The 15,722-nt window shown below is 75.1% G+C and carries 11 protein-coding genes; 9 read left to right on the forward strand and 2 right to left on the reverse strand.

Annotated features, from left to right (window positions below):
* The 6 genes from ACWGH1_RS32665 to moeZ all read left to right on the forward strand — a co-directional run bounded on the left by ACWGH1_RS32665 (nt 1) and on the right by moeZ (nt 7,187).
* Nucleotides 1-1,320: a DUF3152 domain-containing protein gene (locus ACWGH1_RS32665; RefSeq protein WP_453409258.1), complete on the forward strand. Its 1,320-nt coding sequence runs from the start codon at nt 1-3 to the stop codon at nt 1,318-1,320.
* 208 nt (nt 1,321-1,528) lie between these two features.
* Nucleotides 1,529-3,187: a DUF3492 domain-containing protein gene (locus tag ACWGH1_RS32670; protein ID WP_453357494.1), complete on the forward strand. Its 1,659-nt coding sequence runs from the start codon at nt 1,529-1,531 to the stop codon at nt 3,185-3,187.
* A complete protein-coding gene (locus ACWGH1_RS32675) occupies nt 3,184-4,080 on the forward strand; it encodes a hypothetical protein (RefSeq protein WP_453409259.1) in 897 nt (298 codons plus the stop codon). Before ACWGH1_RS32670 ends, ACWGH1_RS32675 begins: the two co-directional genes overlap by 4 nt.
* A 102-nt stretch (nt 4,081-4,182) precedes the next feature.
* Nucleotides 4,183-5,193, forward strand: a complete 1,011-nt coding sequence (locus tag ACWGH1_RS32680; RefSeq protein ID WP_453353416.1) for an NAD-dependent epimerase/dehydratase — start codon at nt 4,183-4,185, stop codon at nt 5,191-5,193.
* Entirely contained in the window at nt 5,181-5,945 is a 765-nt protein-coding gene (locus tag ACWGH1_RS32685; RefSeq protein ID WP_453353417.1) for a spherulation-specific family 4 protein, read from the forward strand. The genes ACWGH1_RS32680 and ACWGH1_RS32685 overlap by 13 nt, the downstream gene beginning before the upstream one ends.
* 63 nt (nt 5,946-6,008) lie before the next feature.
* A complete protein-coding gene (moeZ, locus tag ACWGH1_RS32690) occupies nt 6,009-7,187 on the forward strand; it encodes an adenylyltransferase/sulfurtransferase MoeZ (RefSeq protein WP_453353418.1) in 1,179 nt (392 codons plus the stop codon).
* A gap of 76 nt (nt 7,188-7,263) precedes the next feature.
* On the opposite strand, the gene ACWGH1_RS32695 is transcribed toward moeZ, so the two are convergent.
* Nucleotides 7,264-8,865 carry an alpha/beta hydrolase gene (locus ACWGH1_RS32695; RefSeq protein WP_453353419.1) on the reverse strand — a complete coding sequence of 534 codons (1,602 nt, stop codon included), beginning with the start codon at nt 8,863-8,865 and terminating at the stop codon, nt 7,264-7,266.
* A 92-nt stretch (nt 8,866-8,957) separates the two neighbouring features.
* Here ACWGH1_RS32695 and ACWGH1_RS32700 point away from each other — a divergent pair, with 92 nt between their 5' ends.
* Nucleotides 8,958-9,674 (forward strand): MerR family DNA-binding transcriptional regulator, encoded by a 717-nt coding sequence (locus ACWGH1_RS32700; RefSeq protein WP_453353420.1) that lies wholly within the window; start codon nt 8,958-8,960, stop codon nt 9,672-9,674.
* Between the two features lie 851 nt (nt 9,675-10,525).
* On the opposite strand, the gene ACWGH1_RS32705 is transcribed toward ACWGH1_RS32700, so the two are convergent.
* Nucleotides 10,526-13,384 carry a lysylphosphatidylglycerol synthase transmembrane domain-containing protein gene (locus tag ACWGH1_RS32705; RefSeq protein WP_453353421.1) on the reverse strand — a complete coding sequence of 953 codons (2,859 nt, stop codon included), beginning with the start codon at nt 13,382-13,384 and terminating at the stop codon, nt 10,526-10,528.
* A 17-nt stretch (nt 13,385-13,401) separates the two neighbouring features.
* On the opposite strand from ACWGH1_RS32705, the gene ACWGH1_RS32710 reads away from it, so the two are divergent.
* Both ACWGH1_RS32710 and ACWGH1_RS32715 read left to right on the forward strand, forming a co-directional pair.
* Nucleotides 13,402-13,851, forward strand: a complete 450-nt coding sequence (locus ACWGH1_RS32710; protein WP_453353422.1) for an MGMT family protein — start codon at nt 13,402-13,404, stop codon at nt 13,849-13,851.
* Between the two features lie 309 nt (nt 13,852-14,160).
* Nucleotides 14,161-15,722, forward strand: a 1,562-nt coding sequence (locus ACWGH1_RS32715; protein WP_453409260.1) for an ATP-dependent helicase, incomplete at its 3' end; no start/stop codon positions are given.

Consider the following 15,722-nt stretch of genomic DNA (forward strand, 5'->3'; position numbering starts at 1 on the left):
GTGGGACGACATAGTCGCAAGGACTCCGCCCCGTCCAGGCCGGCGCCGCCGGCGGAGTCCGCGCCCGGCGAGCGGCGCCATGAGTCCCACCACGGCCGGGCGCCCGTGGCCCCCGCCCCGTTCGACGCGTTCGGCACCCACCCGCCGCGCGCGGAGCGGCCGGCCGGGCACCCCGAGCAGCGGGAGCCCGGCGGCGCCTGGGGCGCCGGTCCGGCGACGGGTACCGGCACCGTGTACGGGGACTGGCGCGAGGTGCCGCGGACGCGCGTGACGCCGCCGCCCGGGCGCGACGGCGACACCCCGGCGTTCGGCGTCCCCGTCGTCGGCTTCGCGGCGCCGCCCGCCGAGGCCCTCTCCGGCACCGGTACGCACCGCCGCTTCCCGGGGCCCCGTGCGCCGTACGCAGCGCCGGAGCCCGCCCCCGAGCCCGGTCCGGCGCCCGAGTCCGAGCCGCCGTCCGCGCCCCCCGGACCCGAAGCCGGGCCGGAGTCCGGTTCCGGGCGCGGCACGAAGATCCGTACCTACACCGGCATGGCCGCCGCGGCCGTGACCACGGTGCTCGCCGTGATCGTCGCCGGGCAGGTGGCCGGCCAGGGCGACGGCGACGCCGCCCCCGCCCGGGCCGCCGCGGACGGCGCGAAGGACCGGCCGGGCGACGGGCAGTCGCCGGCGTCCCGGTCCGTGGGCCGGGCGACGCCCGAGGCGCCCCCGGCGGAGCCGGCGTACGAGCAGAAGATGGCGCAGCAGCTGCCGATCGACGCGAAGCTCACCGGCCCCGGCCTCTTCGACACCGTCCCCGGCGTCGCCAAGGCGCCGGGCAAGGGGAAGCTGCTGCGCTACCGGGTCGACGTCGAGCAGGGGCTGGGGATGGACCCGCAGCTGTTCGCGGAGGCCGTGCACCGCACCCTCAACGACCCGCGCAGCTGGGCGCACGGCGGGGAGATGACCTTCGAGCGGGTCCCGGGCGGCGAGGCCGACTTCGTGATCACCCTCGCGAGCCCGGGGACCACCGCCGCCTGGTGCGCCAAGTCCGGGCTGGACACCACCGTCGACAACGTCTCCTGCGATTCCGCGGCCACCGAACGCGTGATGATCAACGCGTTCCGGTGGGCCCAGGGTTCCCCGACCTACGGCGCGGACCAGATGTTCGCCTACCGCCAGATGCTCATCAACCACGAGGTCGGCCACCGGCTCGGACACGGGCACGTCAACTGCCGGACCCCGGGCGCGCTCGCCCCGATCATGCAGCAGCAGACGAAGTCCCTCGACATCGACGACATCGCCTGCAAGCCCAACCCGTGGGTGTACCCCGGGCCCTGATCCCGGCCGGGACGGGTGCGGGCGCCCTCCGGGCCCTTTTTAGCGCGCTCGAACGCGACCCGTACCGGAAAGTTACGACTCTTCACCCCTTCCGGTGGCGCGACGGACAACCGTCCGTCGCGCCTTCGGCATATCGGCTTGAGTTCTCCCGCGGCGGGTCGACGGACCGACGGAGACCGCCTGTAACGGGAGATCGGGGGTGCCACTCGTGCGGATCGGACTGCTCACGGAAGGTGGTTATCCGTATGCGACAGGAGAGGCCGGGCTGTGGTGCGACCGGCTCGTGCGCGGGCTGCCGCAGCACGCGTTCGAGCTCTACGCGCTGAGCCGCAGCGCCGAACAGGAACGCTGCGGCCGCGTGCCGCTGCCCGGCAACGTCACCCGGGTGCGGACCGCCTCGCTGTGGGCCCCCGACGACGACGGGCGCAGCCACTCCCGGCGTGAGCGCCGCCGGTTCGCCGACTGCCTCGCGGACCTGGTCCGGGGCATCTGCGCCGGCGAGCCGGTCCCCTTCGCCGCGGGACTGTACGGACTCGCCGAACTCGCCCGCGAACACGGCGGGCTGTACGCGGCCCTGCGTTCGGAGACCGCCGTGCGGACGGTCGAGGCGGGCTGCCGCGCACCGGGCGCCGGCCGCGCCTTACAGGCGGCCCGGGTACCGGACGTACTGGAGTTCGTGGACGAACTGGAGCGCGCCCTGCGGCCCTTGTCCCTCGACTGGTACGGGGAACTCGGCGCGACCGACGTCTGCCACGCCACCGCCGGCGGGACCGCGGCCATCCCCGGGCTGCTGGCCAAACGCTTCTTCGGGGTGCCGCTGCTGGTCACCGAGTACGGAGTGCGGCTGCGGGCGCACTACCTGGAGCACTCCACCGACGAACGCCCCGCCGTACGCGCCCTGCTGGCGGCCTTCCACCTCCGCCTGGCCGCCGAGATCTACGCCCAGGCCGACCTGCTGACCCCCGGCAACGCCCACGCCCGCCGCTGGCAGGAGCGGTGCGGAGCCGCGCGGGAGCGGGTGCGCACCGTCTACCCGGGGATGGAGGCGGACCGATTCGCCACCGTCGGTGAGGATCCCGGCTGCGGCGACCCGGACACGCTCGTGTGGGTCGGCCGGATAGAGCCGGCCAAGGACCTCGTCGCCCTGCTGCACGCCTTCGCCGAGGTGCGCCGGGCCGCACCGCAGACGCGGCTGCGGATCTTCGCCACCGCCGCGGCGCCCGGATACCTCGCCGACTGCCGCTCCCTGGCGGCGCAGCTCTTCCCTGACGAGGCCGCCGACGCGGTCACGATGGGGGAGAACCCGGTCACCTTCGAGGGGATCGGCGGGCCCGAGGCGCCCCACCCGGCCGACGCCTACGGGGCGGGGCGGGTGGTGCTGCTGTCCTCGGTGATCGAGGGCTTCCCCCTCACCCTCGCCGAAGCCATGTTCTGCGGCCGGGCCACCGTCTCCACGGACGTCGGCGCGGTCTGCGAGGTCATCGGCGGGACCGGCCTGGTCGTACCGCCGCGCAACCCGAAGGCCCTGGCCGAAGCCTGCCTGACGCTGCTCCGCGACCCCGAGCGGGCCCAGCGGCTCGGGGCCGCCGCCCGGGCCCGGGCCCTGGAACTGTTCACCGTCGAGCAGAACGTGACCGCGTTCCGCGACATCTACCTGCTCCTGCTCGCCCAGGGACCGGCCCGGCCCGAAGGGGGCGTCCCGTTCGCGCAGCCGCCCGAGGCGCGGGTACGGGGGCACTGGACCACCCCGACCTGGGCGACGGCGCCGGATCCCGCCCCGGGGGAGGGTCCGCCAGCCCCGGTTGCCGCGCCGCCCGGTCCCGGGCCCCTGGCTGGTTCCGCACCGGCCGCGGAGGCCGCGGCATGACCCTCGACGACACCGGGCTGCGCCCCGACCCCGCCGCCGCCCCGCGCCGGCGGGCCGCCGGGGACCCCGTCAAGGCCCTGCTGCACCGCCACCGCGAGCTGTGCGAGAACGCCGTCGACCCGCTGGAGATCGCCGCCGGGCTCGAAGCGCGCGGCATCACCGACCGCACCGCCGCGCGCTTCCGGCACCGGGACGTCTTCTCCCTCGCCGAGGAGCTGTACGCCCGCACCCCGCGCGGCGAGACCCGGGCGGTCCGGAGCCCGGCCCCCGCCGCCACCCCCGCCGCCCTGCGCGGCTTCGGCTGCGCCCTGCTGCCCGGGGCCGTGGCGCTCGGGGCGGCCGCCGCCCGGGTGCCGTGGGCCGGGGCCGTCGCGGTATCCGTCACCGTCGCCGCGCTGGTGTGGCCCGGGCGGACCGCCGGGGGGCGGTTCCCCGGCCTGCTCCACCTGCTCGCGGCGGCCGCCGTCGGCGGGGCCGTCCACCGGCACGGCCCCGCCCTCGGTGTCGCCCTCGCCCTGGCCGTGGCCCCCGGGCACGTCGCCGCCACCGTCTTCGCGGCCCGCGCGCGGCGCGGGCTCGCCGGGAGCCGGGCGCTGGAGGACTTCGCCGCCGGGATGCGGCCGCTGCTGGCCGGCACCGTCGCCGCCTTCACCGCGGCCGCCGCGGGGGCGGCCGTACTCGCCGGAGCACCCCTCGCGGCCGCCGTGCCGCTCGCGGTGCTGCTCCTCGCGACCCGGCTGCTGCTCGCCCACGGCGCACACCGGGTGCCCGCCGCGGCCGCCCTGGCCGTGGCCCTCGTACCGGTCCCGGCGGCGCCGCTCGCCGCCGCCGCGGGACTCCTCGTACACGCCGTCGTCGCGCTGTCCCGTGCTTCCGCACACGCGCGTCCCTGAGCCTTCGGAAACCTTCGCCGGAGCGCCGTACCCCTACCACCCCACCCCAGACCCAAGGAGAAACAGGATGACCGGCCAGCCAATCGACCGAGGGGCCGCGCGATGAGGGTGCTGCTGATCGGAGCCAACGGATACCTCGGGCGCTACGTCGCCGACCGGCTGCTCGCCGACCCCGCCGTACAGCTCACCGCGCTCGGCCGGGGCGACGACGCCGACGTCCGCTTCGACCTCGCCACCGGCAGCCCCGGGGCCCTCACCCGGTTCCTCGACGCCGTCCACCCGGGGGTCGTCATCAACTGCGCGGGCGCCACCCGCGGCGGCGCCCGGGAACTGACCCGGCACAACACCGTCGCCGTCGCCACCATCTGCGAGTCGCTGCGCCGCAGCGGCTGCGGCGCCCGGCTCGTCCAGCTGGGCTGCGCCGCCGAGTACGGGCCCAGCCAGCCCGGGTCCTCCACGGCCGAGGACGCCGTCCCGAGACCGGGCGGACCGTACGGCGTCAGCAAGCTGGCCGCAACCGAGCTGGTGCTCGGCTCCGGGCTGGACGCGGTCGTGCTGCGGATCTTCTCGCCCGTCGGCCCCGGCACCCCCGCCGGATCGCCGCTGGGCCGGCTCGCCGAAGCGATGCGGCGGGCCATGCAGTCCGGCGACAGCGAACTCAAGCTCAGCGGGCTCGGGGTCCAGCGCGACTTCGTGGACGTGCGCGACGTCGCCCGGGCCGTGCACGCGGCCTCCCTCTCCGCCGCCCAGGGCGTCGTCAACATCGGTACCGGCCGCGCGGTCCGGCTGCGCGACGCGGCGGCCGTACTGGCCCGGGTCGCGGGATACGGCGGCTCCCTGCACGAACTGGACGTACCGCACGGCGGCGCGCAGCACCCGCTCGCGCACGGGCACCCGGGACGGCCGCAGGGCCTGCCCGCCATCGGCGCCCCGCGCTCCGAGGCCACGGCCGACCAACTCGCCGCCGCCCCCCAGGCCCCGTACCCGGACGGCTGCGGCAGCTGGCAGCAGGCCGACGTCCGCACCGCCCGCGACCGGCTCGGCTGGCGGCCCCGGATCAACCTGGAGGAGTCCCTGGCCGACATCTGGATGGAGGCGGCGTGTCGCATCTGACGACGCCGACCCCCCCGGCCGCCGCGACCGAGGCGGGCCGCCTGGGCCTGGGCACGCCCGGCTACGCGCACCCGCTGCTCGCGCCGGTGGAGTGGGCCGAGCTGACCCGGCCCGGTACCCCCCTGCACTGGGCCGTGCTCGACGTGGCGGACGGCCCGGGCGGCCGGCCCGACCCGCACTGCGCGGAGGCGGCCGGGCGGCTGCGCGGCGCCGGGGGCGGCAGCACGGGCCGCCGTCTCCTCGGCCGTCTCGCCGTGCGGGACGGCGCCCGGCCGTTCGGGGAGCTGCTCTCCGACGCCCACCGGTTCCGGGACTGGTACGGGGTCGACGGCTTCTACCTGGCCGACACTCCCGCGGACCGGGCGGACCTGCCCGCGGTGCGCCGCGTCGTGGACGCGCTGCGCGGCCTCGGCGACGGCCCGCGCATCGTGCTGGGCCACGGCACCCACCCCTACGAGGGCTACGTGGAGACCGCCGACCAGCTGGTCACCTTCTCCGGCGCCTGGGCCGATTACCGCTGGTCGCTGGTCGCGGAGTGGACGGCCGGGTACCCGCCGGAGCTGTTCTGCCACCTGGTGCACGGGGTGCCGCGCACCCACCTGGACGAGGCGCTGCGGATCGCCCGCTGGCAGGGCGCCGGGACGATCTGGTTCACCGACCGGCGCGGGGCGGCGGACCGCGACCCCTGGGCGTCGATGCCCGGGTACTGGGACGAAATCGTCTCGCGTATCGGAACGGGTGTCTCGGAATGAAGAAGGGCGTGGCAGTGTTACGGGGAGAACCACCGTTCAGACATACCCATCTACGGAGTCCCCGTGTCGCTGCCACCCCTGGTAGAGCCAGCTGCTGAGCTCACCGTTGACGAGGTCCGTCGGTACTCCCGCCACCTGATCATCCCGGATGTCGGGATGGACGGCCAGAAGCGCCTGAAGAACGCCAAGGTGCTGGCCGTGGGCGCGGGCGGCCTCGGCTCGCCCGCCCTCATGTACCTGGCGGCGGCCGGTGTCGGCACGCTGGGCATCGTCGAGTTCGACGAGGTCGACGAGTCGAACCTGCAGCGCCAGATCATCCACAGCCAGGCGGACATCGGCCGGTCGAAGGCCGAGTCGGCCCGGGACAGCGTGCTGGGCATCAACCCGTACGTCAACGTGGTCCTGCACGAAGAGCGGCTCGAAGCCGAGAACGTGATGGAGATCTTCAGCCAGTACGACCTCATCGTCGACGGCACGGACAACTTCGCCACGCGCTACCTGGTCAACGACGCCTGCGTGCTGCTGAACAAGCCGTACGTGTGGGGGTCCATCTACCGCTTCGACGGCCAGGCATCGGTGTTCTGGTCCGAGCACGGGCCCTGCTACCGCTGCCTCTACCCGGAGCCCCCGCCGCCGGGCATGGTCCCGAGCTGCGCCGAGGGCGGCGTACTGGGCGTGCTCTGCGCGTCCATCGGCTCGATCCAGGTCACCGAGGCGATCAAGGTCCTGACGGGCGTCGGCGAGCCGCTGGTCGGCCGTCTGATGATCTACGACGCCCTGGAGATGCAGTACCGCCAGGTCAAGGTCCGCAAGGACCCCGACTGCGCCGTCTGCGGCCCGAACCCGACCGTCACCGAGCTCATCGACTACGAGGCCTTCTGCGGCGTCGTGTCGGAGGAGGCCCAGGAGGCGGCGGCCGGTTCCACGATCACTCCCAAGCAGCTCAAGGAGTGGATCGACGGCGACGAGCCGATCGAGATCATCGACGTCCGTGAGAAGAACGAGTACGAGATCGTCTCGATCCCCGGCGCGAAGCTGATCCCCAAGGGCGAGTTCCTGATGGGCACCGCCCTCCAGGACCTGCCGCAGGACAAGCGGATCGTCTTGCATTGCAAGACGGGTGTCCGCAGTGCGGAAGTCCTCGCCGTCCTGAAGTCCGCGGGCTTCGCCGACGCGGTGCACGTCGGCGGCGGAGTCATCGGCTGGGTCCACCAGATCGAGCCCGAGAAGCCGGTCTACTGATCGCCCGCTGATCCCAGCGCCCCGGGGGCCGTACCGCGCACGCGGTGCGGCCCTTCCGCGCGTGTGCCGCCGCGGCTCAGGCGCCCTCGTCGGGATGCTCGGGCAGCGAGGGCTGGGGCGACGGGCTCTGGCTCGGCGTACAGACCTTGCCCGCGGGCGGCACCTTGCCGTCCAGCAGGTAGGCGTTCGTCACCTGCTGGACGCACGGGTCGCCGCTGTTGTACGCGCCGTGCCCCTGGCCCTTGTACGTCAGCTCCACGCCGACGCCGGGGCCGAGCCGCTCCACCATCTTGCGCGCGCCCTCGTACGGGGTCGCCGGGTCGCCGGTGTTGCCGATCACCAGGATCGGGGCGGACCCGCGGGCCGAGACGTCCGGGGTCTCCCAGGCGCCCGCGACCGGCCAGCCCGTGCAGCTCGTCAGCGCCCAGCCGAGGAAGTCGCCGAAGACGGGCGACGCCGATCGGAACTGCGGCAGCTTCGACTTGGCCTGCTCCAGCGTGAAGCGCTCCTTGGAGTCGGCGCAGTTGACCGCCGTGTTCGCCGCCCCGATGTTGCTGTAGCGGCCTTGCTGGTCCCGGCCGTTGAGGGCGTCCGACAGGGCCATCAGCAACTGCCCCTGGCCGCCCTGGGCCTCGTCCAGCCCCTGCTCCAACAGCGGCCACAGCTCCTTGGAGTAGAGCGCCTGCGCGATGCCGTTGGTGGCGGCGGAGTCGGTGAGCTGCCGCCCGCCGAGCCCGGGGATCGGCCTGACCGCCAGCTCCTTCTGCAGCCGGGTGACGTTCTCCTCGACCTCCTTGGCGGTGCTGCCCTGGAGCCGGCAGGCGTCGCCCCGGTCCACGCAGTCCTGGGCGAAGTTGTCGAGCGCCAGCTGGAAGCCCTTCGCCTGGCCCAGCGCCCCCTCCTCGGAGGTCTGGGTCGGGTCCACGACGGCGTCGAGGACGGCCCGGCCGACGTTCTTCGGGAAGAGGTGGGCGTAGACCCCGCCGAGTTCGGTCCCGTAGGAGATGCCGAAGTAGTGCAGCTTCTCGTCGCCGAGCGCCTGGCGGATCCGGTCCAGGTCGCGGGCGGCGTTCTCGGTGCCGACGTGGGGCAGGACCTTGCCGGAGTTCTGCACGCAGGCCTGCTGGTACTTCTTGGTGTTGTCGGCGAACGCCTTCTCCTGTTCCGGGGTCGCCGGAGTGGAGTCCGAGGCGTAGTACGCGTCCAGCTGCCGGTCGTTCTCGCAGAGGACGGGCGCGCTGCGGCCGACGCCGCGCGGGTCGAAGCTGACCAGGTCGTAGCGGGAGCGCAGGGCCTCGTACTCCTTGGCGGCGCCCGGGAGGGTGGTGATGCCGGAGCCGCCGGGGCCGCCGAAGTTGAAGACGAGGGAGCCGATCCGCTTGTCCTTGTCACGCGCCTTGGCGCGGATCAGAGCCAGAGGAATCGTTTCTCCTTCGGGCTTCGCGTAATCGAGGGGCACGTCCAGCGTGGCGCACTGCCAGTCCTTGCCGGGGGCCTGCCCGCCGCCCTGGGCGTTGGTGGGGGCCTCGCACGCCTCCCATTTCAGGGCCTTGGGGGCGTTGCCGCCTGAGGTCTTCGTGTCCTTCTCCTGGCCGTCGCCGGAAGAACAGGCGCTGGCGGTGAGCAGCGCGGCGGCGACGGCTGCGGCGGCGGTGACCCGCAGTGCGTTTGTCGGCATGCCCCCATCCTGTGGGCGGGCGGGCCGCGGCGCGCGGGTGATGAGCCGTTCGGGGGTGTGCGGACGGCGGCCGTACGTGGTCACCTGGAGCCATGGAACACGCGCAGTGGGTCGGGATCGGCGAAGCCGCCGCCCTGACCGGTACGACGCCGAACGCCATCCGGCACTTGCACCGGATCGGCCTGCTGCCGGAGCCCGAGCGGGGGCCGGGCGACCGGCGCCGGTACGGGTACGAGGACGTCGTCCGCATCCTGTGGGTGCGGGGGATGACCGAACTGGGGATGCCCCAGGCCGACGTCCGGTCGGCCATGGCGGGGAAGGCCGGGCGGGAGGACCTCCTGGCGGAGCTGGAGGCGGCCCTGGAGCGGCACCGGGAGCGGGCGCGGGCGCTGCTGTCGGCCGTACGGCGGCTGCGGACCTGCGGGGGCGATCTGGGGCTGTCGGCTGCCGGGGTGGCCCGGACGGCGGAGCAGACCGCGGTGGCGGGCGGGTCCCGGATCCCAGGCCTGCACCCGCGGCTGCGGGCGGAGCAGCGGCGGCTGGAGCTGGAGATAGAGGTGCTCTCCGACCCGCAGTTCCCGCCGGACGACCCCCGGGTCGTCGCGCTGGCCCACGACTTCTCCGTGCACCTGCTGGCGCTGGAGGCGGCGGAACGCGCGGCGGACTTCCCGGAGCCGGACTTCGTCGACACCACGCCGGCCGCGGCCCCGGTCGGCGACCCGTCCCGCTTCCTCACCCTCCCGGGCACGATGTCCCCGGCCCTGTCCCGCGTGGCGGAACTCCTCTCGGAACGCCGCCCGGCGCAATGACCCGGACCGGTGCCGAGGGGCGTGCCGCCCGGAGGCCCTGCTCCGCCTGTCCCGAGTGACCGCCGCCTCGGTCCACCGGATCCCCGGGCTGGGCGGCCCTCCGCCGACATGCACCGGGTCGATGTGGGCGGGGGCTGCCGCTCGGGGGTGTCGGCCGCCCGCACGCCCGGTCCTGCCAAGGGCAGTCGGCGTGCGCTGTCCGCCGACGCGCACCTGGACGGGCCGGTGTCGGCGGGGCCCTGGTTCCGGCCGGGCCGGCCGGGGGTGGCTCGGTCCGTCCCAGTGGGCTCCCGTCGGAGCGCCGACGAGCTTCCGTGATGGCGACCGGTCGGCCGACCGTGGCCCAGACGCGTTGCCCGCCTGGGCCCGCGGCTGATGGTGGGCCGCCGTCAGGGCCCGTCGGCCGTGTTCCGGTGAGCCGGCCGTGCCCGTGGGGACGACAACCCGGGCCGCCGCGGCGCGCCCGGCAAGGCGTGGCGGCCAGTGTGCCCGCCTCGTCGGCCGGGGCCCCACTCGTGTTGAGCGGCGACGCACTTCGGCGCCCGCGGTGGACGACCTGGTACCGACGGGGCCGCCCGGCACGTCCGACCGGACCCGGAACCGGCGCGGGCCGGGCCCGGCCATGATCCGCCGGACACCCCCTGGTGCCGTGACCGGTCCACCGGGTCGCGGCGCCCGGCACGGCACCTCGGCCCCCGGCTACCGCCGGGAGGTGCCCCCAGCGTTGCCGGACCACGCATGTACGTCCAGTACGAGCCGCGGCCCTCCGCCTTGCGGTGCACCGCACCTGGGGGCACCTCCCAGCGGCAGCCGGGGGAACCGCAACCCGGCAGACCTTCCCGGCCACCGCACTAGATGGCTTCCTTGCGGGTCAGGAAGTTGAACGACAGCCAGCCCGGCAGGACCGGCAGCCAGAAGGTCATCAGGCGGAACAGGAGCACCGCCGAGATCGCGACCTCCTTCTCCAGCCCCGCCGCGATCAGGCCCAGCGTCAGCGTGGTCTCCACCGCGCCGATACCGCCCGGCGTCGGCGCCGCCGAACCCAGGGCGTTGCCCGCCAGGAAGACCACCGCGATGCTCGCGTAGCTGATGGCCTGGCCGCCGCCGAACGCGCGGATCGACGCGTCCAGGCACATCACGAAGCACGCCGTCAGCAGCAGCATCCCGCCGATGCCGGTCATCAGCTTCTGCGGCCGCTGCAGCACGTCCAGCATGCGCGGCACGACCCCGGCGAACAGCGCCCGTACCCGCGTGGCGACGAACTTCCGCAGCAACGGGACCGCCGTCACCACCAGCACCAGTACCGCCACCGTCAGCAGACCCGCGATGACCGTCCTGGACGGGGTCATCTCCGGGGTCTTCTCCGTCCCCGTCAGGTAGCCGAAGGACAGCAGCAGCAGGATGTGGCTGGCCAGCCCGAACAGCTGCGAAGCGCCCACGCTCGCCACCGCCAGCCCCGGCCGGACCCCCGCCCGCTGGAGGAACCGGGTGTTCAGCGCGACGCCGCCGACCGCCGCCGGGGCCACGAGCTTCACGAACGATCCGGCCACCTGCGCCACGACCGTCCGCAGGAACGACACGCGCTCCGGCACGAACCCCAGCAGGCTCATCGCCGCCGCGAAGTAGCTCAGCGCCGAGAAGGCCAGCGCCGCCCCCACCCAGCCCCACTGCGCCTGCCCGACGATGGTCGCGAAGTCCACGTGGGCCAGCTGCGTGAGCAGGAAGTACGCCCCGAACGCCCCCGCGATGAACGAGACCAGCGTGCGCGGCCGGATCCGCTCCAGCCGGGCCGGCTCCACCGGCGCCTGCGGGCGGATCAGCAGTACCTGCCGCCGGATCTGGCTCAGCAGGTCCTCCTCGCGGGCCCCGTCGAGCGCGTCGTCCAGCGCCCGCTTCTCCGCCTTGCGGTCGGCGGCGGGGCTCGTGGCGGAGTCCGCCTCGCGCGCGGCCTTCGCGGCCCGCGAGGACTCCAGTACCGCTTCCCGCTGCCGGTCGGCCCGCTCCCGCGCCAGCTTGCGCAGCGTCGCCCGGGTGGAGCGGCTCAGCGCGATCGGCTGGAGCAGCGGCAGGCAGTCCGCGACCGCGTCCGGGCCGAGCACCGATACCGCCGACGCCACCGACCGCTCCGCACCGACCCGCAGGCCGAGCGTGGTCAGCAGCTGGGCGATGTCCATCCGCAGGACCAGGTCCCCGGCCGCGATCTCGCCGCCCCTCAGGTCGGTGAGGATGACATTGCCGGAACGATCCACCACCAGGGCGTCCCCGGTGAGCCGCCGGTGGGCGATCCGCCGCGACTGCAGCGCCCGTACCTGCTCCCAGGCGTTCCGGGTCAGTTCGTCGGTGATCTCCTCGTCCGCGAGGGAGTCCAGCGTCCGGCCGCCCAGGTGCTCGTAGACGAGCATCACGGCGTCCGGCCCGAGTTCCGAGGTGGCGATCAGCTTCGGCGCGTTGGCCCCGGCCGCGATCGCGGCGTACGCGAGGAGGGCCTCCTGCTCCAGCGCCTGGCGCAGCGACTGCAGGCTCCGCCGGGTGGTGATGCCGCGCAGGGTGAGCCGGCGCCAGACCCGGTAGAAGAAGCCCTGCGCCTGCTGCTCCCGGTCGACGACGGTCACGTCGAGCGGCGGCCCGTCCTCCAGCGTCACGTGGTAGCGGCGGCCCCGGTCGCTCACTTCGGAGGCATCCGCGGCGTCCGGCGCTTCCGCACGCATCGCGCTGACCGGCTGGAAGCCGACCCGGCGGAGCCCGGCGAGCAGGTGCTGCCCGGTCGGGCGGACGTTCGGGGAGCCGACCGCGTACAGGGTTCCGTACGCCACGCTCCAGCCGATCAGCACGGTCAGGATGATCGAGAAGGGTGTCGTGTAGCCGCTGACCAGCATCGCGAAGGCGTCGAGCAGCAGGACCACCCACAGGGCGACCCGCCAGCGCGGGCGGCGGGTCATCCCGACCGCGGTCATGTACGCGATGACGGGCGCGAGGTAGCCGTGCACCGGGTCGGTGAGGGCGCCGCCGACGCCGGTGGCGCGGGTGAGGGCGTCCTGGATCGTCGCCGGGGCGGCCTGGGAGACCCAGAGGTCGGTGGCGAGGGTGACGCCGTGCGCGAGGACCGCGGCGAGGACGCCGTCGGCGATGCGCAGCCCGTCGCGTTTGATCAGCCGTTCGATGGCGAAGGCGACCGGCACGAGCAGCACGGCGATGCTCGACACCAGGCCGGCGACCTTGATCAGTACGTCGGGTGCCTGGCCGGTGCCGTTGGAGATGTCCTGTTCGAGGCCGGCGGTGGTGCCGTGGGCGAAGGCGGAGATGCCGAGGACGACGGCGATGCCGAGGACGCCGACGAGGAGCCGGACGAGGTCGGAGGGCCGGTGGACGCGGGCGGCGAGGAGCGGCTCGTCGATCTCGACGCGGTCGGCGTCCGTCGGCGTGTGGCCGTGCGGGCGCTCGGGGCTGTCGAGGCCGTCGTCGGCGCCGCCGGTGTCGTCGTGACCGCGGTCGCCGCCGTCCACGTCGTGGCCGCCGCCGTCGCCGCTGCCGTTGGGGCTGCGCTCGTGGCCGTCGTCCCCGTCGGACCGCGGGCCGTGCTGCCGGCCCGGGCCCCGGCGGTCGTCGCGGGGCGTGTCTGGGCGTGCGCCGTCGTCCGACGTCGCGCCGTCCGGAGGGCTCACACCCTGCTCCTTCGCCGTCACTTCCGTCTCTTCTTGATCACGTATCACCAGTCACCGCCCGGAAGATGGTGGCACGGACCGGCGTCCGCGCGGGGCAGCAGGGTGCGTGCCGGTGCGGAGGGAAACCTTCCGCGGAGCTGTCGGTGCGGTGCGGCACCATGGTGCGGATGAGCGCAGAACTGCCCGAGTACGCGGAGCGGGTGCTGGAGGTGGCCGAGCGGATTCCGCCCGGCCGGGTGATGACGTACGGGGACGTCGCGGAGTGGCTCGGCGTGGGCGGACCACGCCAAGTCGGGCGCGTCATGGCCCTGTACGGCGGCGCCGTGCCCTGGTGGCGCGTGGTGCGCGCGGACGGCCGGCCGCTGCCCGGCAGTGAGCACCGGGCCCTGGAGCACTACCGCGCCGAGGGCACGCCGCTGCGCGAGACGGCCGTGGGCGGCCCCCGGCTGGCGATGCGGCGGGCGCGCTGGGACGGCCGGGACGGACGTGATCGAGGCGACGAGGGTCACATCTGACAGCTTCGGCCATTCGGGGCCCCGGCGGGAGGTCGAAGGCGCGTACGGGGGACGAGACGAGGGGTCAGCGGGGCGACGTCCGTACCGCCCCGGGGCGTCCGGGACGACTGCGGCGGCCGGTGCCGGTGGCGTAGCGTTGCCTCTTCGGCCGTCCCGCCCGGGACGCCGGCCGAGGCCCGTGGGGCACCGCCCCGCGCGCCCGCCGCACCCGTACCACCCGCAGACCCACCAGGACCGGCACCCCACGTGATCACCTCCCCCTCCGACCGCTCAGAGCGGCGTACGCGTACTTCCGACGCGTACCGCCTGGTGCGCACCGGGCCGGAACGGGTGGCTACCCCTGTCCTGGACGCAGCGCAACGCGCGGTGGTTGAGCACACCGGCGGACCGCTGCTGGTGCTGGCCGGGCCTGGCACCGGCAAGACCACCACGCTGATCGAGGCGGCGGCCGCCCGGGTCGAGGCGGGGACCGACCCGGCCCGCATCCTGATCCTGACCTTCAGCCGCAAGGCGGCCGTCGAACTGCGCGACCGGGCCGCCCTGCGGCTGGGCGGCGCCCGCGCCCCGCAGGCCACCACCTTCCACTCCTTCTGCTACGGCCTGGTCCGCGCCCACCAGGACACCGACCTCTTCGCGGACCCGCTGCGGCTGCTGTCCGGCCCGGAGCAGGACGTGATGGTCCGCACCCTGCTGGAGGGGCAGCGCCGGATCCGCTCCATCCGCTGGCCGGACGACCTGCGCGCCGCACTGACCACCCGGGGGTTCGCCGACGAGGTCCGCGCGGTGCTGGCCCGCGCGCGCGAGCTGGGGCTGGGCCCGGACGCCCTGTCGGACTTCGCCCGGCGGACCGGTCGGCCGGACTGGCAGGCGGCCGCCGCCTTCCTCTCGGAGTACCTGGACGTCCTGGACATGCAGGGCACGCTGGACTACGCGGAGCTGCTCCACCGGGCGGTGCTCCTCGCGGAGCGCGAGCCGGCCCCGGCCGCCGCGTACGACGTGATCTACGTGGACGAGTACCAGGACACGGACGCCTCGCAGCTGCGGCTGCTGCGCGCGCTGAACGGGCCGGGCGGGACGCTGGTGGCCTTCGGCGACCCGGACCAGTCGATCTACGCGTTCCGGGGCGCGGACATCAACAACATCCTCGACTTCGAGAGCTCCTTCCCGGGGGCGGCGGTACGGGCCCTGACGGTGGGCCGCCGCTCCGGGTCGGTCCTGCTGGCCGCGACCCGGCTGCTCACGGCCCGCATGCCGGTACCGAGGCTGCCGGCGGCGGCGGTACGGGCGCACCGGGCGCTGGAGCCGGTGCGGGAGGGCGGCCGCGCGGAGGTGTACACGTACCCGACGGCCGGGGCGGAGCTCGACAACATCGCCGACATCCTGCGGCGGGCCCACCTGGAGGACGGCGTGCCGTGGCGGGACATGGCCGTCCTGGTCCGCGCGGGCGGCCGCACGCTCCCGGCGATGCGGCGCGCGCTGATCTCGGCGGGGGTCCCGGCGGAGACGGACGGCACGGACGCCCCCCTGCGCCACGAACCGGCCGTCGCCCCCCTCCTGACGGCCCTCCGCGTCACGGCCGCGGCCGCCGCCACGGCCTCCGGCACTGCGACCGCCCTGCCGGGACTCCCCGCCGCCATGCCCGGGACGGGCCCGGCCGGGGGCGCTGACGACGCCGTCCCGGTGGCCTCCGCCGACGACGCCGGTGCGGCCGCGCCGGCCGGCCGCGCCGACGCGGCCGCAGGGTCGGCCGAGGGCTCCGGCCCGGCTTCGGGTTCCGCGGTGGCGGGCCGGACCACGGCCGGTGAGCCGGCCGCAGGCACCGGCTCCGCCGTGGCCGCGGCCCAGGCAGGCCGGACCGACTCGCCCGAGTC

Source organism: Streptomyces sp. NPDC054883 (genome assembly GCF_053610645.1).